The sequence below is a fragment of the Klebsiella sp. GG_Kp175 genome (assembly GCF_040062325.1).
Lineage (GTDB): Bacteria > Pseudomonadota > Gammaproteobacteria > Enterobacterales > Enterobacteriaceae > Klebsiella > Klebsiella quasipneumoniae.
In genome coordinates this window covers 91,229-111,302 of sequence record NZ_JBEAFX010000003.1, presented here as the reverse complement: position 1 = coordinate 111,302, position 20,074 = coordinate 91,229, and the positions used below count along the sequence as shown (strand labels likewise).

At 59.7% G+C, this 20,074-nt stretch carries 15 protein-coding genes; 4 read left to right on the top strand and 11 right to left on the bottom strand.

Features of this window, described 5'->3' with window-relative positions; translation table 11 throughout:
* Window positions 1-33: 33 nt before the first annotated feature.
* Genes ABLU73_RS06515 through ABLU73_RS06500 form a run of 4 tightly spaced genes read right to left on the bottom strand, consistent with a single transcriptional unit; the run spans window position 34 to window position 4,774 of the window.
* Window positions 34-1,533 (bottom strand): FGGY-family carbohydrate kinase, encoded by a 1,500-nt coding sequence (locus ABLU73_RS06515; RefSeq protein ID WP_004885691.1) that lies wholly within the window; start codon window positions 1,531-1,533, stop codon window positions 34-36.
* Window positions 1,534-1,547: 14 nt separating this feature from the next.
* Window positions 1,548-2,966 (bottom strand): L-fucose/L-arabinose isomerase family protein, encoded by a 1,419-nt coding sequence (locus ABLU73_RS06510; protein ID WP_004885694.1) that lies wholly within the window; start codon window positions 2,964-2,966, stop codon window positions 1,548-1,550.
* Between the two features lie 34 nt (window positions 2,967-3,000).
* Window positions 3,001-3,951 carry a transketolase C-terminal domain-containing protein gene (locus ABLU73_RS06505; RefSeq protein ID WP_044521532.1) on the bottom strand — a complete coding sequence of 317 codons (951 nt, stop codon included), beginning with the start codon at window positions 3,949-3,951 and terminating at the stop codon, window positions 3,001-3,003.
* Window positions 3,944-4,774 (bottom strand): transketolase, encoded by an 831-nt coding sequence (locus tag ABLU73_RS06500; RefSeq protein WP_004885699.1) that lies wholly within the window; start codon window positions 4,772-4,774, stop codon window positions 3,944-3,946. Before ABLU73_RS06500 ends, ABLU73_RS06505 begins: the two co-directional genes overlap by 8 nt.
* A 311-nt stretch (window positions 4,775-5,085) precedes the next feature.
* Between ABLU73_RS06500 and ABLU73_RS06495 the strand changes: the two genes are divergently transcribed.
* Entirely contained in the window at window positions 5,086-6,036 is a 951-nt protein-coding gene (locus ABLU73_RS06495; protein WP_348850097.1) for a sugar-binding transcriptional regulator, read from the top strand.
* On the opposite strand, the gene ABLU73_RS06490 is transcribed toward ABLU73_RS06495, so the two are convergent.
* From ABLU73_RS06490 to fepA, 7 genes are all read right to left on the bottom strand, one after another.
* On the bottom strand, window positions 6,026-7,027 hold the full coding sequence (locus ABLU73_RS06490) for an Rpn family recombination-promoting nuclease/putative transposase (RefSeq protein ID WP_080847262.1): 1,002 nt from the start codon (window positions 7,025-7,027) through the stop codon (window positions 6,026-6,028). The two genes, ABLU73_RS06495 and ABLU73_RS06490, sit on opposite strands and share 11 nt — an antisense overlap.
* A 153-nt stretch (window positions 7,028-7,180) precedes the next feature.
* Window positions 7,181-8,269, bottom strand: coding sequence for an ABC transporter permease (locus ABLU73_RS06485; protein ID WP_264923479.1), 1,089 nt, complete (start codon window positions 8,267-8,269; stop codon window positions 7,181-7,183).
* Between the two features lies 1 nt (window position 8,270).
* On the bottom strand, window positions 8,271-9,797 hold the full coding sequence (locus ABLU73_RS06480; RefSeq protein ID WP_044521535.1) for a sugar ABC transporter ATP-binding protein: 1,527 nt from the start codon (window positions 9,795-9,797) through the stop codon (window positions 8,271-8,273).
* A complete protein-coding gene (locus ABLU73_RS06475; protein ID WP_004885712.1) occupies window positions 9,797-10,405 on the bottom strand; it encodes a DUF2291 family protein in 609 nt (202 codons plus the stop codon). Before ABLU73_RS06475 ends, ABLU73_RS06480 begins: the two co-directional genes overlap by 1 nt.
* A gap of 10 nt (window positions 10,406-10,415) precedes the next feature.
* Entirely contained in the window at window positions 10,416-11,357 is a 942-nt protein-coding gene (locus ABLU73_RS06470) for a D-ribose ABC transporter substrate-binding protein (RefSeq protein ID WP_004178959.1), read from the bottom strand.
* 117 nt (window positions 11,358-11,474) lie between these two features.
* Window positions 11,475-12,134, bottom strand: a complete 660-nt coding sequence (gene entD / locus ABLU73_RS06465) for an enterobactin synthase subunit EntD (protein WP_062914498.1) — start codon at window positions 12,132-12,134, stop codon at window positions 11,475-11,477.
* A gap of 66 nt (window positions 12,135-12,200) precedes the next feature.
* The gene (fepA, locus tag ABLU73_RS06460) at window positions 12,201-14,429 is read right to left on the bottom strand and encodes a siderophore enterobactin receptor FepA (protein WP_348850096.1); all 2,229 of its coding nucleotides are present in this window, start codon (window positions 14,427-14,429) and stop codon (window positions 12,201-12,203) included.
* Between the two features lie 260 nt (window positions 14,430-14,689).
* Between fepA and fes the strand changes: the two genes are divergently transcribed.
* The 3 genes from fes to entF are packed head-to-tail and all read left to right on the top strand — an operon-like array spanning window position 14,690 to window position 20,021.
* Window positions 14,690-15,898, top strand: a complete 1,209-nt coding sequence (fes, locus tag ABLU73_RS06455; protein WP_048294363.1) for an enterochelin esterase — start codon at window positions 14,690-14,692, stop codon at window positions 15,896-15,898.
* 27 nt (window positions 15,899-15,925) lie between these two features.
* A complete protein-coding gene (locus ABLU73_RS06450) occupies window positions 15,926-16,129 on the top strand; it encodes an MbtH family NRPS accessory protein (RefSeq protein WP_065878910.1) in 204 nt (67 codons plus the stop codon).
* A gap of 10 nt (window positions 16,130-16,139) precedes the next feature.
* The gene (entF, locus tag ABLU73_RS06445) at window positions 16,140-20,021 is read left to right on the top strand and encodes an enterobactin non-ribosomal peptide synthetase EntF (protein ID WP_192079183.1); all 3,882 of its coding nucleotides are present in this window, start codon (window positions 16,140-16,142) and stop codon (window positions 20,019-20,021) included.
* Window positions 20,022-20,074 lie beyond the last annotated feature (53 nt).

The following is a 20,074-nucleotide window of genomic DNA, read 5'->3' as shown; positions in this document are numbered from 1 at the left end:
GGACGAAGACGTTATCGCCCGGCTGGGTTGCGCTCAGCGTCTTGCCAGCGTCACCGCGTGTTGCCAGGACTGCCATCGCTGCACAAGCCGATGATGCCGGAGCGGGTCTGGCGCATAAGTGATGTGTTCTGGCAAAAAGGGCTGAAGCTCTGCCACCGTCAGCTTGTGCAACGCTTTACGCGCCAGCAGTGCCGCACCGGTCGCTGACAGCTCGGCCACATCGCTGCGCATCACCGGACAACCCAGCAGGTCGGCCTGGTACTGCATTAACCAGTCGTTTTTGGTGGGGCCCCCATCCACCAGCAGCGTGTTGAGCGTAAAGCCATGATGGGCACGCATCGCAGTGATTACATCGGCAATCTGGTAGGTAATAGACTCGAGCGCGGCACGAATGAGATGGGCACGCTTCACCCCCCGGCTTAACCCATGGATCAGTCCGCGGGCATTCTCGTCCCACCAGGGCGCCCCCATGCCGGTGAGGGCAGGTACAAAAAAGACGCCTAAGGTGGAGTCTACCGAGCGAGGCAGAGCATTCAGCGCCTGGGCCAGCTCAACGGGAGAGAGTTCGCTCAAGCCCGTACTGTCGGCCATCCACGCCACCGCATCGCCAGTATGGGGAATATTCCCCTCCAGTGCATAGACCAGCTTTTCTCCGTCGTGCCAGGCCACCGTGGTGGCGAGATTGCTGACGTGACACGCCACCGAATCGACGGGCGCCATCACCGAGGTTCCTGTACCGTAAGTAGCTTTAACGCAACCGGCGGCGCCCAGACCGTGGGCGAAAAGGGCGGCATGTGAATCGCCAATCATCGCCATTACCGGGATCCCATCAGGGAGGGTGGCTAAACCAGCGGTGTAACCAAAAAGGCCGCTCGATGGTTTTATCACCGGGAGTGCTGCACGCGGAATGCCAAACAGGGCGAGCATATCGGTATCCCAGTCCGCTGTTTGCAGATTCATGAGCTGCGTACGAGACGCGTTCGCGTAATCACAACAAAATTGCTGGCCTTGCGTCAGGTGCCAGAGTAGCCAGCTATCCACCGTACCGAGGCAAATCTCGCCATCTTTCGCCCGGTTGAGGCCATCCGGCGTGTGGTCCAACAGCCAGCGCATTTTCGAGGCGGAAAAGAGCGGGGCGATTGGCAGACCGGTTACCGCCTTGATCTGCGGCTCATGGCCTTGTTCACGCAGCGAGCGGCAAAATGTGGCGCTACGTGAACATTGCCAGCTCAGGGCGGGCGCTATGGCCTCGCCCGTTTCCCGATACCAGCCCACGACGGTTTCGCGCTGGTTGCTGATCGCCAGGGCCGCCACACGCTCCGCGCCAACAGCGGCCACTGTGCGAGAAATCACCTCCAGCGACGCGGCAAGCAGAAGCTCCGCTGACTGTTCTACCCATCCTTCCTGAGGCGTAGCGATCTCAAGCGCGCGGGAAAATTGCGCGATCACCCGCCCGTGGCTATCGAAGGCAACGGCTTTGGCATTGGTCGTGCCCTCATCGAGGGCAATAATAATATCCTTGTTTACCGACATAGCGGCCTCCGGCCTTACTGGTGGAGATAGGTCGACACGCCCAGGTATCGCGTAAACGCCTCGTGCAGAATTGAAGCACTGGCAGAATGGTTCATCGCGACATGGTGCTCAAAGCCGTTACGGCAGATCCACGACAGCAGATTTTCCAGGTGGGGAACCTGAATGACCGCCCGACAGCCTACCGTATCCAGGGGATCGTCAACCGATTGGCCTTCGCCGACGTAGGCCTTGATTTCGCCAGTCAGGTCGTCAGTGCTGAGGCGAAAATAGGTCAGCGCGCCGCTTTTCATGCGACCATGCACGGCACCGCAGGTGTTTTCTTTGCCGACGGTGGTGCCGATAATATCGGCCGTTCCCATGTGCGGCGACTCGAGACTGGCCGAGGCAAAGTTCCCGCAATGGAACAGCACACATTTATCGCGATCGTCGCCGAAGTTATTATTCCAGTCCGCGATCGAGGCGGGGCTCAGGTTGCTGCTGGCGAGCGCATACATGGAGAGCGCACCCATGACATCGACTTCACAGGCGCTTGGCATCAGTTGTCCGGACATCACGCTCATGATGGAGCAGACGTTAATCCCCAGATTTTCCTGTAGCGAGGTCCAGCACTGAATCGCGGTGGTGTCGATATCGTTGGCAACAATCCACTCGCTCAGGACCACAAACAGTTTTGCCATAGTGATCAGTTTATCTGCCGGAATACCGCTGGCGTCGGCATTATCGATCAGCAGGCGGCGCTTCTCATCCACACGAATATCGTCATCACGCAGGCACTTAATCCGGGTAAATACCTCGGATAGATCTAACGTTTCCACTGCGATGCCCAAACGTTCGAGCAGTTTTTCGCTGTAGCGCACGGTGTTAAAGCCCGCAGGACGGGCGCCAATCGCGCCAACGCGTACACCGCGCATACTGTTTACCACGCGACATATCTGCGTGAAGCGCCGGAGATCCTGCTCAAACACCTCGCCGCTAAGTGCGCAAACGTGCTGGGTGGTCAGCGTAAACGGGATACCGTACTGGCGCAGGTTGTTGCAAAGGGAAATTTTGCCGCAGAAGCTATCGCGGCGCGTCGACAACCCCATTTTATCCAGATTATCCTCTTCGGCCTGAATAAGCACCGGGACGTTGAGACCGGAGAGGCGCAGCGTCTCGGCGATGGCTTTTTCATCACCAAAGTTGGGTAACAGCACCACGACACCGTGAATGTTGTCGCGGTGGGTGCGGAACAGCTCGGCGCAAATTTTGGCATCCTGCCGGGTTTCCACGCCACCCAGTTCCGTCTGGGATGGATCAAGCATAATGGTGTTAATCCCAAGGCGGCTAAACAGGGCTACCGCCTGTTCGCGCGCTTCGGCGACCAGATAGCTGGGGAAAAATCCCCGATTGCCAATAATGACGCCCATGGTGAGTTGTTGAGGAATACGGGACATTGCGTTCTCTCCAGTAAGATGTTCTTGTTATTTTTCAGGATGCTTTTTTTGTGTGCAGCTTGCGGGCGTGCTTCGCCACCCCGGCGGCATCGATTTCATGGCGCGCGCGCGTGGCGGCGCGATCGGCGGCAATGGCGTATTGCCCGTCAGGGATACCTAAGCGTTTCAAAGGGATAGCGCACCCGGCCTCGGCCAGCACTTCCGCCACCAGACTCCCGACGCCGCCGTTGACGTTGTGTTCTTCCACCGTGATCGCGACCGGACAGGACTGTATTGCCTTTAGTAGCGCCTGGGTATCACAAGGACGAATAGATGGGACACTGATAACGGTGGCGTCAATACCTTCTGCAGCGAGTTGTGCGGCGGCTTCCACTATTTCATGTACCGTTGAGCCCATAGCAACCAACGCAACATCGCGCCCCGAACGCAGCACATCAATGTTGCCCGGAATAAACCGGTAATGTTCGTCATGCAGTTCCGGTAGCGCTTTACCATCGAGGCGGATATACACTGGCCCGATGTGGGCAAGGGCATAATCGATAATCTGTCGGCACTCGCCGGGACTGGACGGCGCGTAAATTTCAATATTGCCAAAACCGCGCAGAACGGCGATATCGTCAATGCTATGGTGAGTGCTGGCCAGCGGACCGTAGCTGGCGCCCGCGTTCAGCCCGAACAGTTTGACGTTGGTGTTGTTGTAGCAAACGTCGACCTTAATCTGCTCATTGGCACGTGAGATAAGGAATGGCGCCGCGTTGCAGGTCACGGCCACTTTACCCCCCAGCGCCAGGCCGGCGGCAGCGCCAACCAGCGTCTGCTCGGCGATGCCGACGTTGACCAGCCGGCCAGGGAATCTTTTGATAAATGGGGCAATTTTCGCCGTTGAGGTGGAGTCAGCCACTACTGGCACCAGATCCACGCCGCGGTCTACGGCATCAATAAAGGCATTCACCATCACCGTGGCGAGATGTTCGCTATTACTCATCTTTCAGTTCCTCCAGCGCCAGTTCAATTTCTTCTCCTTTCGGTACCCGGTGATGCCACTCGGGTCTTCCCTGAATAAATGAAATACCTGCGCCTTTGGTGGTATTGGCAATCACGACGTGTGGTTTCCCGTTCGGCTGCAAGCGCTCAAGGGTGGCGACCACCTCCGCCATATCGTTGCCGTTACACTGTGTGACCTCCATGCCGAAAGCGCGCCATTTTTCATCCAGCGGGTCGGTATTCATGATCTCTTTGGTCGCACCGGCCAGCTGCAGATTATTTTTGTCGTTGATAATAATAAGGTTATCCAGCTGGTAGTGGGCGGCGACCAGCGCGGCCTCCCAGTTGCTGCCCTCCGCCAGTTCGCCATCGCCGGTGACGACAAATACCCGACGCGGGTTGTTATCGCGTTTCGCTGCCAGCGCAATGCCTACCGCCACGGGCAGACCATGGCCCAATGCGCCGGTATTGAGCTCAATACCCGGCGTCTTGTGCTTCACCGGATGTCCAGGCAGATGCGAGTCGGCGTGTTGATAGGTTGCCAGCCAGTCAAGGGGGATAAAGCCTGCCTCGGCCAACACGCAGTAGTAACCGCCGACAGCGTGCCCCTTCGATTGAATATAAATATCGCGCTCGTCGCTCTTTTCTAGCGCAGGAGAGCAGTTAAGGATGCGAAAGTAGAGGGCGGTCAGAAGTTCGACTTGTGACAAATCTGCACCGGTGTGGCCGCCTGCCGGGCTTTCCGCATTTAAGACGATGATGCGGCGGCGGATGGCGCGTGCTTTTTGTTCTAACTCCTTAACGGAGAGTGAAAACGGATTCATAAAACACCTCTTGAAAGTAAATTCTTGTATGAATAAATATTCCAGCAGGGTAAAAAAACACTTTCCATCCTGACTACCTTTTATCGTCGACAAAACAAGGTATTAATAAGTGATTGAATATATATTCACTACTGATTTATTATTCACATAGGTAAGATATGCCCTGCGACGGGGTTTGTCCACGATTTGTACGGCCTATTTTCTAAAAAAGGAGAAAACGATCACATTTGGATCGTCGGGAAAAGGGCGCTGCGCTTGTTATCTATTCAATGATGCATAAAAATAACGAGCAGAAAACAGAGGGGAATGCCATGTCGAAGCAGGATGAACAGCGGTTGCTGGTGAAGATCGCCACGCTTTACTACAGCGAGAATAAAAAGCAGTCCGAGATCGCCTCGCTGCTGCATCTGTCCCAGTCTTTTGTTTCACGGGCGCTTACCCGCTGCCAGAAAGAGGGGCTGGTGAAAATTACCGTAGTCCAGCCGACAAACATTTTTGTCGATCTGGAAAAGGCGATTGAGGAGCGTTTTGGCATTCGACAAGCGATAGTCGTGGATGTGGGCGAGAATGCCAGTTACAGCCAGGTAAAGCATGCCATCGGCAGCGCGGCGGCGCACTATGTCGAAACGCGGCTGCGGCCGGAAGACCTCGTGGGTATCTCGTCCTGGAGCAGTACGATCCGCTGCATGGTGGATGAGATGCATCCGCAGAACATTCGCGCCGCCGGGGTGATTCAGCTGTTGGGCGGCGTCGGTCCCAACGGCAACGTGCAGGCTACCATTTTAACCCAGCAGCTGGCGGCGCATTTAGGCTGCCCGGCGTGGCTGTTGCCGTCGCAGAGTATTGAGCATTCCGTGGAGGAGCGCAGCCGTCTGGTAAACAGCCCGGACGTCGCGGCGGTGGTGGCGAAATTTGCCGAAGTGGATGTGGCCATCGTCGGTATTGGTGAACTGGAGCCTTCTCAGCTGCTGAAAAACTCCGGTAACTATTATAATGAAAGCATGCTCCAGCTGCTGGCGGAGCGCGGCGCGGTGGGGGATATCTGCCTGCATTACTATGATGCGGCGGGCAAACCGGTACTGAGCCAGGATGAGGATCCGGTGATCGGGATGGAGCTTGAGCAAATTCGTCGCTGTCCGCAGGTGATTGCGCTGGCCGGCGGCGTGGACAAAGAGAACGCCATCCGCGGCGCGTTGCAGGGCGACTATATTGATGTCCTGATCACCGACTTCACGACCGCGCGCGCGTTAATTAAGGGCTAAGCGGGGGTGGAGACTGGCGTGCTTGGCGTGCTTGGCGTGCTTGGCGTGCCAGCGTCGCCAGTTCGTCCGCGCTGAGGCGAGTCATCCGCAACACGGTTTCAGTGTCCATACCGTTCTCTAACATCATCAGCGCGATGCGGCAGGCTTCGCGATGCTCACCCGCCTGTAAACCTTCCTGAAGCCCCTCTTGCTGGCCTTGCTGTAACCAGCGTTGTTTTCCCTCTTCGCGACCTTTCTGCTTCAGGTACTCGGCAATCGTCATCAGGGTATCCTCATATTGCGGCAGACGTTCGACCAACTGGTCGATAAAGTTATCCGGGTCGGCGCTATTACCATGCAGCGACATATAGGTAAATAACGTTTTGAACTGCTGGTGGTCAGTGTATCCCATCAGCACCACCTCCACCAACTGCTGGAGGATATGGCTAAGATCGCGTTGACGGATGTGTTTCTGGACCAGTTCCAGAAGCGCGATCCGCCGATGCTGTAATATGGCGTCGTCGGGAATATCGGTCACATCGACGAGCGGAAAGGCCCCGAGATAAAGCTGTTTTGCCGGTGAGTCAGGTGGAAACTCATCCAGCCAGCACAGTGAAAAGGGATAGGGAGAAATGCTGCCATGATAAAACAGCATGGGAATTACCAGCGGCAGCGCTTTATGGCCGCGATCAAGATGCTGTTGCATGGCCGCGAGGGCATAGCGCAGGAGTCTGAATGCCATATGGCTGTCCGGGGTGCTCTGATGCTCAATGACCACATAGATATAGCCCTCTCCCTTGCTGGTCTGCAGAGAGTAGAGAATATCGGAATAGCTGGCGCGCAGGTTGTCCTCAACAAAGCTCCCGGATTCCAGGTGCAGAGTGCTTAAGTCGCACAGTTGCCGCAGCGCGGGCGGCAGATGAATATCCAGAAAATCGCGTGCGGTTTCGCTGTCGCGCAGAAAGCGCTTAAACAGACTGTCGTGCGGGGTCGAGTGAGGACGTTTTTTCATGGCTTCCTTGCCTGGCAGAGCAGAGTGGCGGGATGCTACCACCGCTTGCTGTCGGGCAGGATTTTTCGATGAGGTTTTGCGAAGCGCCTCGGAGAAAGGCGCATCGTGAGTCAGTCTCGCCTCCTGTGGTCTGAGCCACAGGAGGTCTTGCGGTTACTTATTCTCCATGACCGCTTTCTGGGCGACCACCGCCGCCTTCTGCTGCATCCGGTTTTGCATCTGATCGATAATGACCGCCACAATAATCACGATCCCTTTGATGACCATCTGCCAGAACTCGCTCACCCCCATCATCACCAGCCCGTCGGCGAGAAAACCGATGACAAACGCACCAATCAGCGTACCCAGGATGGTTCCCCGGCCGCCGGCCAGTGATGTTCCGCCTAGTACGACGGCGGCGATAGCATTCATCTCAAAAGCGGTACCGTTAGCCGGATGGCTGGCCAGCAGCTGCGCGGAGACCACTATCCCGGCAATGGCGGCGCAAAAACCGGACAGCGTGTAGACCAGCACTTTAATTTGCTTCACTTTCACGCCGGAGAGCTCGGCGGCGCGCTCGTTGTCACCGATCGCGTAAATATGGCGGCCAAAGGGCAAACGCCGCGCGATATAGGCGATGATCAGCGCCAGCAGGATCATCAGCCAGATGGCCCACGGGATGCCAAAGAGCGCACCTGCGCCAATTTCATCGAAACCCGTGTTGCCCAGCTGCGGATTGCCCGCGAGCCCGGGGAAGGTTTGGCCATCAGAGGTCAGCATCGCGGCTCCGCGGAGCACATACATGGTACCGAGGGTGCAGATAAACGGCGCCACATTGTAGCGGGTAATGATCCAGCCATTAACGGCGCCAATCAGCGCGCCTATCAGCAGCACCAGGGGCACAATGACCCACACGCTTGGAAAAATGGCGATGCCGAACATCGGCAAGACGATCCCTTTGGTGATAAGCCAGCCGGCTATCATTCCGCAGAGACCGAGCGTAGCGCCAATCGAAAGGTCGATACCGGCAGTGATAATGACAAAGGTGATCCCCAACGCCAGAAAGGCGTTAATCGCAATGTGTTTAATCATAATCACTATGCTGCCAGCGGATAAAAAACCGGGCACGGTCATCGTGAAGAAGCCGACAATCAGGAACAGCGCGATAAAGGTGCGCAGTTTTAATAACAACAGCAGGATATTTTCACGGGAGAGAGAGGCTCCGCCGCGCGGCGCCAGTGCGACCGATTGTGTCATTTTCATCTTAGAACCCCTGAGCGCTTGCTGAAACCAGCGCCGACTCTTCGGCCTGGTCACGAACGATATCGGCGGTCAGTTTGCCGCCTGACATCACCAGGATACGGTCAGAGACCGCCATGATTTCTTTTAAATCGGAGGTAGAGAACACCACCGCCATTCCCTGCTGCGACAATTGCACCATCATGCGAAACACATCCCCCTTGGCGCCGATGTCGATTCCGCGCGTAGGCTCGTCAAGAAACAGCACCTTCGGATTGGTTAACAGCGAACGGCCAATAACCACCTTTTGCTGATTGCCGCCGCTGAGCGCCTGGATCTCGACCTCTGGTGATGAGACCTTAATGGAGAGATTGCCAATCGTGCTGGCGACGACGGCCTCTTCCTTTTTAGTGGCAATGGTTAACCCGCGCTGAAGACGACGCCACAGGCTGGCAATGGTCAGATTGCTGGCGACTGACGAGATGGGAAAAATCCCGGTCCGCTTACGATCTTCCGGCACCAGACTCATGCCCATGCGGATACGTTCGGCCGTGGTTAACCGCTGGGGAACCGGTTTGCTGTCCAGCCAGATCTTGCCAAAGTAGTGGCGCGCTGTCCCCAGCAGACATTCAAACAGCTCGGTTCGCCCGGCGCCCATCAGACCGTAGATCCCAATAATTTCACCGGCATGTGCTTTAAAACTGACGTTATCCACCACCGTATTGCCCGCGGCATTCACGCAGGTCAGGTTCTCCACTTCCAGCAGTGGGGCGCCGAAGCGGCGATCCGGGGGAAGAAAATGGCTTACCGGATCGCTGCCCAGCATTTCACGGACGATCCATGGCACATCAATTTCACTCACCCTGGCCTCCGCCTGGAATTTGCCGTCACGCAGTATGGTAATGACGTCGCCGATGGCCATCAGCTCCTCCAGACGGTGTGAGATGTAGATAATGGACACCCCCTGACGCGTCAGTTCGCGGATGACCCGAAACAGGATATCCACCTCGGTTTTGCTTAAGGCTGAAGTGGGCTCATCAAGGATCAGAATGTCCGCATTTTCCGCCAGCGCTTTGGCTATTTCGACCAACTGCTGCTGACCGACCTTCAGGTTACCCACCAGCTCCCGCGGCGAGATCGGCTGATCGAGTCGCTGCAACAGCTCCGCGGCTTGTCGTTCCTGCTCTGCTTCGTTAATTGGCGTCAGCCCGCGCTGTAGCTCGCGACCAAGAAAGATATTTTCCGCGACGCTAAGATTTTCAAACAGGTTCAGCTCCTGGTGGACCATACCAATGCCGTGGGCGGCGGCCTCGCGGGTGCTGGAGAAATGGACTATGTTGCCGTTGAGCTCCATTTCACCCAGGCTCGGCTGTTGCACACCGGCGAGAATTTTCATGAGCGTTGATTTACCGGCGCCATTTTCGCCGATGATCACGTTAACTTTGCCGCGCCAGACGTTGTAGTCGACGTTATCCAACGCCACCGTGCCGGGGAACAACATCGAAATACCACGGGTGCGTAAAATGATATCCTCTGCGGGTGAACTGGCCATCAGCGCACCTCCTGTTTTAGCTGAAGAGCGGCCGCATCCTGCAGACTGCCGTTAATAACCGTGACCGCAAAGAGAATATCGACAGGCTTGCCTGTCCAGCTCGCGTCCACTTTCGGCAACTGTTTAATAGCCTCTCGATTGTAGGCGCGTGAAAGCTGCGCAAACTGCACCTGGTTGGTAAAGTCTTCAAATTTGAAACCGCTGGCATCGCGGATGGCATTGCCTCGCATGACAGGACCTAATTGCACGACCAACGGCTGGCCGTGTAGCGTAAGTTTGAGCTTTTGCTCGCGTGGGTTGCCGACGTCAATCCCGGTCACCTCGCTGTTCAGGTGGACAAAGACGCTCTGTGGCGTAGCGCCAGACGCCTGGCGCACTTTTTCCAGCGCAGTCGCGTCCAGCGCATGTTGGTTCGCTGCGTCAATCACACGAGATTGCCAGGTTTGTTGCGCGATCTGCTGCGGGGTGAGATGGTCGAAGCTGGGTTTCGCGTTCGGGTCGGCAGGCAGCACTGGCTTGCCATTCTCATCTAAGTCCACCACCGTGCAGGCCGTCAGCAACAGGGCGGCGCAGCCCATCAGCACGGCGCCCCATTGTTTTAACCGCATCATTTCCGCCTTACTCGCTGAGGTTGAACATGTTGAGTTTTTTCGCATTGCCACTATCGATGAGGATGCAGTCCATCAACTGCTTCTCTTCTTTCTGGGCTTTCCCGTTCTTGAGGAAAAAGTCCGCCTGTTCCACGGCCATTTGCGCCTGCTTCCAGCCAGGCTGGAGAACCGTGGCTTTAATGTTGCCCTGCTTGAGTATCGAGTCGCGCGTGTAGTCGCTGCCGTCGAAGCCGACGACAATCACGTCGTTTTTACCTGCGGCTTTCAGCGCCGCTTCCGCCCCCAGCGCCATGGTATCGTTGCCGGAAATCACACCGACGATATCCGGATTCGTCTGCAGAATAGCTTCCATACGGGTAAAGGCTTCCGTCTGGCTCCAGTTCGCCGTCTGCTGGGCGACCATTTTCATTTCCGGATAGTCGTCCAGCACATCGTGATAACCCTGCGAGCGGACGCTGGCGTTGGTGTCGGACTGACGACCTAACAGTTCGACATACTTGCCTTTACCGTTGAGGAGGCTGGCGAATTTTTCTGCGCCAAGCTGGGCGCCCTGATAGTTGTTAGAGACGATCTGCGCCACGGCGACGCCGGTTTTATTGATCTCTCTGTCGATTAAAAATGCCGGCACACCTGCCGCTTTTGCTTTTTCCAGCGGGCCGACGGTGGCATCCGCGCCAGCGTTATCCAGGATGATGGCTTTGGCTTTCCGCGCAATAGCCGTTTCAATCAATTGGTTTTGTTTGTTGACGTCATCGTCGTGCGAGGCGACCAGGGTGCTGTAACCCAGCTCTTTCGCTTTCGCCGCTGCGCCGTCAGCCTCGGCTTTAAAGAACGGATTATCATGTGAAGGGGTAATGATTGCGATCAGGCCATTATCGGCGGCGAAAAGTGAGCCAGATGCGGCCATCATGGAGGCAAACAGAACAGACTTTATCAGGGTAGTTTTCATTATTATCTCCGCATTGAATATATATTCAATAATGATTTATTATTCAATGTAACCATAAAGCGGACAGCCAGAACTGTCTACGGTTTGCACAGGTAATTTCTTAAAAAGCGAAAAGGATCACGCTTCGCGAGGCGGGCAGGTACAGGTAATAACGAAATCGTCTTTTATCAGATGGTTGATTTGCAAGGTGAAATGAGCAAGCTGTACGGAGAAGCTGGCGGTAAAACGTAAATGGATCTGCTGCGCAGTGAGTGCCACAATCCGGGCGCTGTGGAAGCCGGGCAGGGCTAAAGCGTGAGAGGACCAGGCCTTAAACCCACTCTCTTTCGCCGAAAACGCCAGCGTCAGCGCCAGCGGGAAGGGCAGGCCGCTGTGTAACAGCACCTTTTTTTCCACCTCGTTGATAATGCTGCTCTCCAGCTCCGCCGCCAGCGGTGGCGTAAACCGGCGCTCGATATCGACCCCCACCGGCCGGTCAGTCACTACCGCCAGCGCGCGCTGGCCGCAGTGGCTGATGCTGCCGAACCAGGGCGCGGGCCACAGCGGCTGGCGCCGATCGCCGATGGCGGGAGGCTGTTTTTCCCCGACCTCGCGCAGGGCGTAGACCGCGGCGATGCGCCCGGCCAGGTGCTCCGCCTGCCGCTTGCGGCCCCAGCCGCTCAGGCTGGCGTGGTAGGGCAGCCACAACAGATCTTCAGGCTGGAAAGTCGCCGGGTCGAAATCGATCTGCTGCAGCGTATAGCCGGCCAGCGGCAGGGTGGCGTGATGGATGCGCATAGGGCAAGAATACCGTGGTTGTCCCCGCCCTTTATCCTGCAAGGGCGGGGCAGGGAGAACCCGCTATCAGAAGTGGGTGTTGACGCTCAGGTACCAGGTGCGGCCCGATTCGTTGTAGGTCTCGGCGCCGGCGCCGTACATCGTGCCAGTGGCACCCCCAGTGGTCTGGGCGTTGCCCGCGCGCCAGTGGCGCTTGTCGAAGACGTTATCCACGCCGCCGGTCAGACTAACGTATTTGGTGACGTCCCAGGTCGCGCTCAGGCCGAGGATGCTGTAGGGGCTGACCTCGTTCTTCTCGCTGCCGGTAACCGGTTGACCCTTATAGTTGTACTTCTTCGGCTCCTGTTTGCCGTACCAGGTAAAGGTCGATTGCAGCGAAACATCATCGCGTACCTGCCAGCTCAGCGTGGAGTTTAGCGTGTATTCCGGGATAATCGACAGACGATCGCCGGTCTCTTTGTTCTTACTCTGCAGCATATAGGTGATGTTGTTGGTCCAGTTGACGGTCTCGCTCACCGGGACGTTGAGCGTGCCTTCCAGGCCTTCCACTACCGCTTTCGGCACGTTTTCCCACTGGTAGAGATCGGTACCTTTACCGTTTTGATAGACCGGAGCATAGCCTGCCTCAATCTTGTTGCGGTAATCGTTGCGGAACCAGGTCACGCCCGCCAGCCAGCCGTCGCGTTTAAACTCAAGGCCAATCTCTTTGTTGATGCTGGTCTCGGCTTTTAAATCTTCATTCCCCTGCAGATAGCAGCCGTCTTTGCTGGCGTAGCAGCCCTGGCCTTTGCTGTAGAGAATGTAGTTCGGGTTGGTCTGATACAGGCTCGGCGCTTTATAGGCGCGGGCGATGCCCATCTTCAGCGTGAAGTCGTCCCACAGCCCTTGGGACAGGTTAAGGGACGGACTCCAGTTGTTGCCGACGATGCTGTGGTGATCGAAACGCAGCGCCGGGGTCAGCATGGTGGTGTCGGTCAGCTCCATGTTGTTCTCAGCGAACAGGGAGAAGATCTCCGCCTGCGAGTACGGGCTGCGGCCGGTGCTGTCGTAGCCCGGAATTTCTCCTCCCGACAGCGCCTGGGTATTGGAGGCATTATCCTTCATCCGCTGCTGGTTCCACTCGCTGCCCAGCGTCAGGTTCTGATTAACCAGATAGTCGAACGGGATGCTGACTTCGCTGTGCAGCATCACATCCGCCAGATCGATATCGGTGAACTGGTTGCTGTTGAAGATCCCCTCGGTACCCCCGGCCAGACCTTCGCCTTTGCGCGAGTTGCGGGTGCGTTCGTACTGCGCCCAGTTGCTGGTGGTCACGCCGTTGTCCCAGGCGCCGTTCCAGGTGACCGAGTAGGTGTTGCGGTACAAACGGTTGGTCTCTTTGCCGTAGTTCTCTTTCACCAGGTCGTTGGAGTTGGTGTTCTGAGTGTCGCCGGCATAGAGGTTCCCCTGGCGGCTGTAGCCGGCCTCAAACTCCAGCGACTGCATCGGGGCGAATTCCCAGCGCACCAGACCATCGATGTTTTTATTTTTTACCCCTTCGCGCCCGGCCGGCAGGGTGTCGGCATAGATCCCGGTGCGTTCGGACTGATGACCCTGGTTGATGTCCCAGGCGTCGGCCTGCGTTTTGTCGAGGTTACCGAACAGGCGGAAGCTGAAATCGCCGCCCAGCGGGCCGCTGAGGCTGAAGTTGGTGCGCTTGGTGGAGCCTTCGTCTTTGTGCTCCGGGGCGTTCATATAGGTGTTCCAGGAGCCGTGCCACTCATCGCCGGTTTTTTTGGTGATGATATTCACCACGCCGCCGGCGGCGCCGTTACCGTAGCGGGCGGCGGCCGGGCCGCGGATCACTTCGACGCGTTCGATCATCTCCGGCGGCACCCAGCTGGTGTCGCCGCGGGTGTCGCGCTCGCCGCGCCAGCCGAGACGCACAGAGTTGCGGCTGGTGACCGGCTTGCCGTCGATCAGGATCAGGGTGTTTTCCGGGCCCATGCCGCGGATATCAATCTGGCGGTTATTGCCGCGCTGGCCGCTGGTGGAGTTGCCGGTCAGGTTGACCCCCGGCATGGTGCGAATGATCTCCGAGACGTCGCGTGCCGGCGGACGTTTGCGGATCTCATCGGCGGTGATGGTGGAGACGCCCGGCGCCTGCAGGTTCTGCTCGGCGGCGGTGACCACCATGGTCTCTTCCGCGGCGCTGTTTTTATCGTCGGTGGCGGTTTCCGCTGCGCTTAACGGAAAAGCAACCCCGTAAATTCCCAGATTGACCAGCAAGGCCAGGGATTTGATCCTGTTATTCATTGTTATTCCTGCTTTTTTTGTCGCCACGTTCCCCAAACGCCCCTTCCCACCGGGAGGGGAGGCGGCATAAATGTTGCCGGAAGAGGGCAAAGGCACTCCGTCGCTAGCTGAATAAGCTCTCTTCGACATGTGTTGTGAAAGACGCGCTTCCCACGGCGCGCTAATACGCTATTGCAAATGCAAATAGTTATCAATAATATTATCAATAAAGAATGACAATTAATTAAAAAAGTCACGCGATACATAGGGTTAATGACAGAATGTTAACGACAGGAAGCGAGGAGTGGTGGCGAACCCTGCAGGGTCCGCAGTCCCGGGCGGTGGATGACGCCATCGAGGTGACGTTCTGGTGGCGGGATCCGGCAGGGGATGAAACGCGTTCTCCACGCCGTCGGGTATGGCTCTATATCACCGGCGTGACCGACCACCATCAAAATGCGCGGCCGCAATCGCTGCAACGTCTGCCCGGGACCGACGCCTGGTGCTGGCGAACCACGCTGTCGCCGACCTGGCGCGGCAGCTACTGCTTTATTCCTTCCGACCGTGACGATGATTTTTCCCCTGAGGTGTTCAGCGCCGATAAGCCGGACCGCGCGCTGCTGCGCGAAGGCTGGCGCAAACTGCTGCCGCGGGCGATAGCCGATCCGCTGAACCCGCACAGCTGGCGGGGCGGACGCGGCCATGGGGTCTCGGCTCTGGAGATGCCGCAGGCGCCGGCGCAGCCCGGCTGGGACCAGCTTAATGCAGCGCATCCTCCCGCTCGTTGCCTTGAGTGGCGCAGCGCGCGTCTGGGCAACCATCGCCGGGTCTGGATCTACACCCCCGGCGAGGCCGTCGATCCGCAAACACGGCCGCTGGCGATCCTGCTTGACGGCCAGTTCTGGGCCGAAAGCATGCCGGTGTGGTCGCCACTGGCCGCGCTGACCCGCGAGGGGAGACTGCCGCCGGCGGTCTACCTGCTGATCGACGCGATCGATAACCAGCGCCGCGGGGTTGAGCTGCCCTGTCATCGCGATTTCTGGCTGGCGGTGCAGGAGGAGCTCCTGCCCCTGGTCCGCGGCCATGCCCCGTTCAGCGACCGCCCGGATCGGACGGTGGTGGCCGGGCAAAGCTTCGGCGGCCTGGCGGCGATGTTCGCCGCCCTCAACTGGCCGCAGCGATTTGGCTGCGTGCTCAGCCAGTCAGGCTCCTACTGGTGGCCGCATCGCGATGGCCGCGGGGAGGGCTTTATCGGCGAACGTCTGCGCCAGGGCGAGGCGTCCGCGGCCGGGCTGCGCATCTGGCTGGAGGCGGGCCAGCGTGAACCGATTATTTTTCGCGCCAACCAGGCGCTGCTGGCGCAACTCACCACCACGCAGCAGACAATTTTCTGGCGTCAGGTTGACGGCGGGCATGATGCGCTCTGCTGGCGAGGCGGGCTGACGGCAGGGCTTATCCAGCTCTGGCAGCCGCTGCTGTCGCCCCCTTAGCACAGCGCTTTACGACAGGAGTTTGATATGCAATTCAGTAACCCCTTCGACAATCCGCAAGGGCAGTTTTACATTCTGCGCAATGATCAGCAGCAGTACAGCCTGTGGCCGGGGCACTGCGCGCTGCCTGCCGGATGGACGGCAGTGTGCCCTCCGCAGTCGGTTGAGGCGTGCAACGCCTGGCTGGCGGCTAACTGGCCGACACTGACCCCCGCTCATCATGCGGCATAAGGAGCTGACCATGACCACTCGTTTACCGCTGGTTGCCGCGCAGCCGGGGATCTGGATGGCCGAGCGCCTCTCCACTCTGCCTGGCGCCTGGAGCGTGGCCCACTATGTTGAACTGCGCGGCGCGCTCGACCCCGCGCTGCTGGGTAAGGCGATTGTCGCCGGTCTGCAGCAGGCAGACACCCTCAGCCTGCGCTTTGAGGAACAGGAGGGGGAAGTCTGGCAGTGGGTAGCGGCGGAGCGCACCTTTGCCGAACCGCCCATCATTGACCTGCGTACGACGCCGGATCCGCATCGTGCCGCCACGGAGCGGATGCAGGCAGATCTGGCGCAGGATCTGCGCGTCGACGGCGGTAACCCGCTGGTGTGCCATCAGCTGCTGCGCGTCGGCGACGACCGCTGGTACTGGTATCAGCGTTATCACCATTTGCTGGTGGATGGCTTTAGCTTCCCGGCGATAACCCGGCAGATCGCCGCCATCTACCGCGCCTGGCAGCGCGGGGAAGCCACTCCTGAGTCGCCTTTCACCTCCTTCGCCGAGGTGGTGGACGAGTACCAGCGCTACGCCGGCAGCGAGGCCTGGCAGCGGGATAAAGCTTTCTGGCAGGCCCAGCGTCAGGCGTTACCGGCTCCCGCCTCACTCTCTGCCGCGCCGCTGGGCGGACGCGCCGCCGGGAGCGATATCTGGCGGATGAAGCTGGAGATGAACGCCGACGCCTTCCGCCGCCTGGCCAGCCATGTGCCGCAGTGTCAGCCCGCTGATCTGGCGCTGGCGCTCACCACGCTGTGGCTGGGCCGCCTGTGCAACCGGATGGACTACGCGGCGGGCTTTATCTTTATGCGCCGGATGGGCTCAGCGGCGCTGACCTCGACGGGGCCGGTGCTCAATGTCCTGCCTCTGGCGGTGCATATTGACGCCCAGGAGACGCTGGCGGACCTGGCGATGCGCCTCGCCGCTCAGCTGAAAAAGATGCGCCGCCATCAGCGCTATGACGCCGAGCAGATCGTCCGCGACAGCGGCAAAGCGGCAGGGGACGAACCGCTGTTTGGCCCGGTGCTGAACGTCAAAGTCTTTGATTACCAACTGGATATCGACGGCGTCGAGGCGGTGACCCATACTCTCGCCACCGGCCCGGTCAACGATCTTGAGCTGGCGCTGTTCCCCGATGAGACCGGCGGCCTGTCGCTGGAGATCCTCGCCAACAAGGCCCGGTATGATGAAGCCGAGCTGCGTCGCCACATGGCGCGACTGACCGCGCTGCTGGCGCAGTTTGCCGCCGATCCGACGCTGCGCTGCGGCGACGCGGAGATGCTCTCCGCCGACGAGCTGGCCCGGCTGGCGGCGGTCAACGATACCGCTATGCCGCTGCCCGCCACCACCCTCAGCGCGCTGGTGGCCGACCAGGCGCGGAAGACCCCGGATGCCCCGGCGCTGGCGGATGCTAACTGGCAGTTCAGCTATCGCGAGATGCGTCAGCAGGTGGTGGCGCTCGCGCAGCTGCTGCGTCAACGCGGCGTGAAGCCAGGCGACAGCGTGGCGGTGGCCCTGCCGCGCTCGGTGTTCCTGACCCTGGCGCTGCACGGCATTGTCGAAGCGGGGGCCGCCTGGCTGCCGCTGGACACCGGCTACCCGGACGACCGTCTGCGGATGATGCTGGAAGACGCCCGGCCGTCGCTGCTGATTGCCTCGGCGGATCAACTGGCCCGCTTCAGCGATATCCCCGGGCTGGAGAGCCTCTGCTACCAGCAGCCGCTGGCCGTTGTGGATGACGCGCCGCTGGCGCTGTCAAAACCGGACCATACCGCCTACATCATCTTTACCTCGGGCTCCACCGGGCGGCCGAAAGGGGTGATGGTCGGCCAGACCGCCATCGTCAACCGCCTGCTGTGGATGCAGGATCGCTATCCGTTATCTGCCCAGGACGTGGTGGCGCAGAAAACGCCGTGCAGTTTCGACGTGTCGGTGTGGGAGTTCTGGTGGCCGTTTATCGCCGGCGCGCAGCTGGTGATGGCCGAGCCGGAGGCGCACCGCGACCCGCAGGCGATGCAGCAGTTCTTCGCCCGCTACGGCGTGACCACCACCCACTTTGTGCCGTCGATGCTGGCGGCGTTTGTCGCCTCGCTGGATGCCGACAGCGTCGCCGCCTGCCGCACGCTGCGGCGGGTATTCTGCAGCGGCGAAGCGCTGCCGACGGAGTTGTGCCGCGAGTGGGAGCGCTTAACCGGCGCGCCGCTGCATAACCTGTACGGCCCGACGGAAGCGGCGGTGGACGTCAGCTGGTATCCGGCCTGCGGGCCTGAGCTGGCGGCGGTGACCGGCAGCAGCGTGCCGATTGGCTGGCCGGTATGGAACACCGGGCTGCGCATTCTCGATGCCGCAATGCGCCCGGTGCCGCCGGGGGTGGCGGGGGATCTTTATCTCACCGGCATTCAGCTGGCGCAGGGCTATCTGGGGCGTCCGGACCTCACCGCCAGCCGCTTTATCGCCGACCCGTTTGCCCCCGGCGAGCGGATGTATCGTACCGGCGACGTGGCGCGCTGGCTGGCGAACGGCGCGGTGGAGTATCTTGGCCGCAGCGACGATCAGCTGAAGATCCGCGGGCAGCGCATCGAGCTTGGCGAGATTGACCGGGCGATGTCGGCCCTGCCGGACGTGGCGCAGGCGGTGAGCCACGCCTGCGTCTTCAACCAGGCGGCGGCGACCGGCGGCGATGCCCGACAGCTGGTGGGCTATCTGGTCTCTGACTCCGGCCTGCCGCTGGATACCGCGGCGCTGAAAGCGCGGCTGGCGGAACAGCTGCCGCCGCATATGGTGCCGGTGGTGCTGATGCAGCTCGCTGAGCTGCCGCTCAGCGCCAATGGCAAACTGGATCGCAAAGCGCTGCCGCTGCCGACCCTCGGCGGCGAGCGCAGCGGCCGGCCGCCGGAGCCCGGCATGGAAACTCTTGTCGCCGCCGCCTTCAGTCAGCTGCTGGGCTGCGAGGTGAATGATATCGACGCTGATTTCTTTGCCCTCGGCGGCCATTCGCTGCTGGCGATGCGCCTGGCGGCACAGCTTAGCCGCCAGCTGGCGCGGCAGTTGACCCCGGGGCAGGTGATGGTGGCCTCGACGGTGGGCAAACTGAGCGCGCTGCTGGCGGCCGATCTCAGCGATGAGCAGGCTCAGCGCCTGGGGCTGGATACGCTTCTGCCGCTGCGCGAGAGCGAGGGCCCGACGCTGTTCTGCTTCCATCCGGCCTCCGGCTTCGCCTGGCAGTTCAGCGTGCTGGCGCGCTATCTCAGCCCGCGCTGGTCGATTACCGGTATTCAATCGCCGCGCCCGCAGGGGCCAATGGCCAGCGCCGCCAGCCTCGACGAGGTGTGCGAGCATCATCTGCAAACGCTGTTGGCGCAGCAGCCGCACGGCCCTTATTACCTGTTCGGGTATTCGCTGGGCGGCACCTTAGCCCAGGGGATTGCCGCCCGCTTGCGCCAGCGCGGCGAAGCGGTGGCCTTCCTCGGCCTGCTGGATACCTGGCCGCCGGAGACGCAAAACTGGGCGGAGAAAGAGGCGAACGGGCTGGATCCGGCGGTGCTGGCCGAGATTGCCCGCGAGCGTGAAGCGTTTCTTGCCGCCCAGCAGGGGCAAGCCTCCGGCGAGCTGTTCAGCGCCATCGAAGGCAACTATGCCGATGCGGTGCGGCTGTTAACCACCGCGCACAGCGCGAAGTTTGACGGCAAGGCGACGCTGTTCGTGGCGGAGAAGACGCGGCAGGCGGGGATGGATCCGCAGGTCGTATGGGGCCCGTGGGTGGGGGAACTGGAGGTGTTCAGCCAGAACTGCGCCCACGTCGACATTATCTCCCCGCAGGCCTTTGAAGCCATCGGTCCGGTGGTCAGGGAGATTCTGGGATAACGGTTGAGTTCGGGCTACAGCAGGTAGCCCGGCTCAGCGTAGCGCAAGCCGGG

Bases quoted from the DNA above. Each gene is read 5' to 3' on its own strand.
- ABLU73_RS06510 (WP_004885694.1), bottom strand. From the start codon at position 2,966: ATGTCCCGTATTCCTCAACAACTCACCATGGGCGTCATTATTGGCAAT.
- entD (WP_062914498.1), bottom strand. From the start codon at position 12,134: ATGCGCATCCATCACGCCACCCTGCCGCTGGCCGGCTATACGCTGCAG.
- ABLU73_RS06500 (WP_004885699.1), bottom strand. From the start codon at position 4,774: ATGAATCCGTTTTCACTCTCCGTTAAGGAGTTAGAACAAAAAGCACGC.
- ABLU73_RS06470 (WP_004178959.1), bottom strand. From the start codon at position 11,357: ATGAAAACTACCCTGATAAAGTCTGTTCTGTTTGCCTCCATGATGGCC.
- ABLU73_RS06450 (WP_065878910.1), top strand. From the start codon at position 15,926: ATGCAATTCAGTAACCCCTTCGACAATCCGCAAGGGCAGTTTTACATT.
- ABLU73_RS06505 (WP_044521532.1), bottom strand. From the start codon at position 3,951: ATGAGTAATAGCGAACATCTCGCCACGGTGATGGTGAATGCCTTTATT.
- ABLU73_RS06495 (WP_348850097.1), top strand. From the start codon at position 5,086: ATGTCGAAGCAGGATGAACAGCGGTTGCTGGTGAAGATCGCCACGCTT.
- ABLU73_RS06515 (WP_004885691.1), bottom strand. From the start codon at position 1,533: ATGTCGGTAAACAAGGATATTATTATTGCCCTCGATGAGGGCACGACC.
- fepA (WP_348850096.1), bottom strand. From the start codon at position 14,429: ATGAATAACAGGATCAAATCCCTGGCCTTGCTGGTCAATCTGGGAATT.
- ABLU73_RS06485 (WP_264923479.1), bottom strand. From the start codon at position 8,269: ATGAAAATGACACAATCGGTCGCACTGGCGCCGCGCGGCGGAGCCTCT.
- ABLU73_RS06480 (WP_044521535.1), bottom strand. From the start codon at position 9,797: ATGGCCAGTTCACCCGCAGAGGATATCATTTTACGCACCCGTGGTATT.
- ABLU73_RS06490 (WP_080847262.1), bottom strand. From the start codon at position 7,027: ATGAAAAAACGTCCTCACTCGACCCCGCACGACAGTCTGTTTAAGCGC.
- ABLU73_RS06475 (WP_004885712.1), bottom strand. From the start codon at position 10,405: ATGCGGTTAAAACAATGGGGCGCCGTGCTGATGGGCTGCGCCGCCCTG.
- entF (WP_192079183.1), top strand. From the start codon at position 16,140: ATGACCACTCGTTTACCGCTGGTTGCCGCGCAGCCGGGGATCTGGATG.
- fes (WP_048294363.1), top strand. From the start codon at position 14,690: ATGTTAACGACAGGAAGCGAGGAGTGGTGGCGAACCCTGCAGGGTCCG.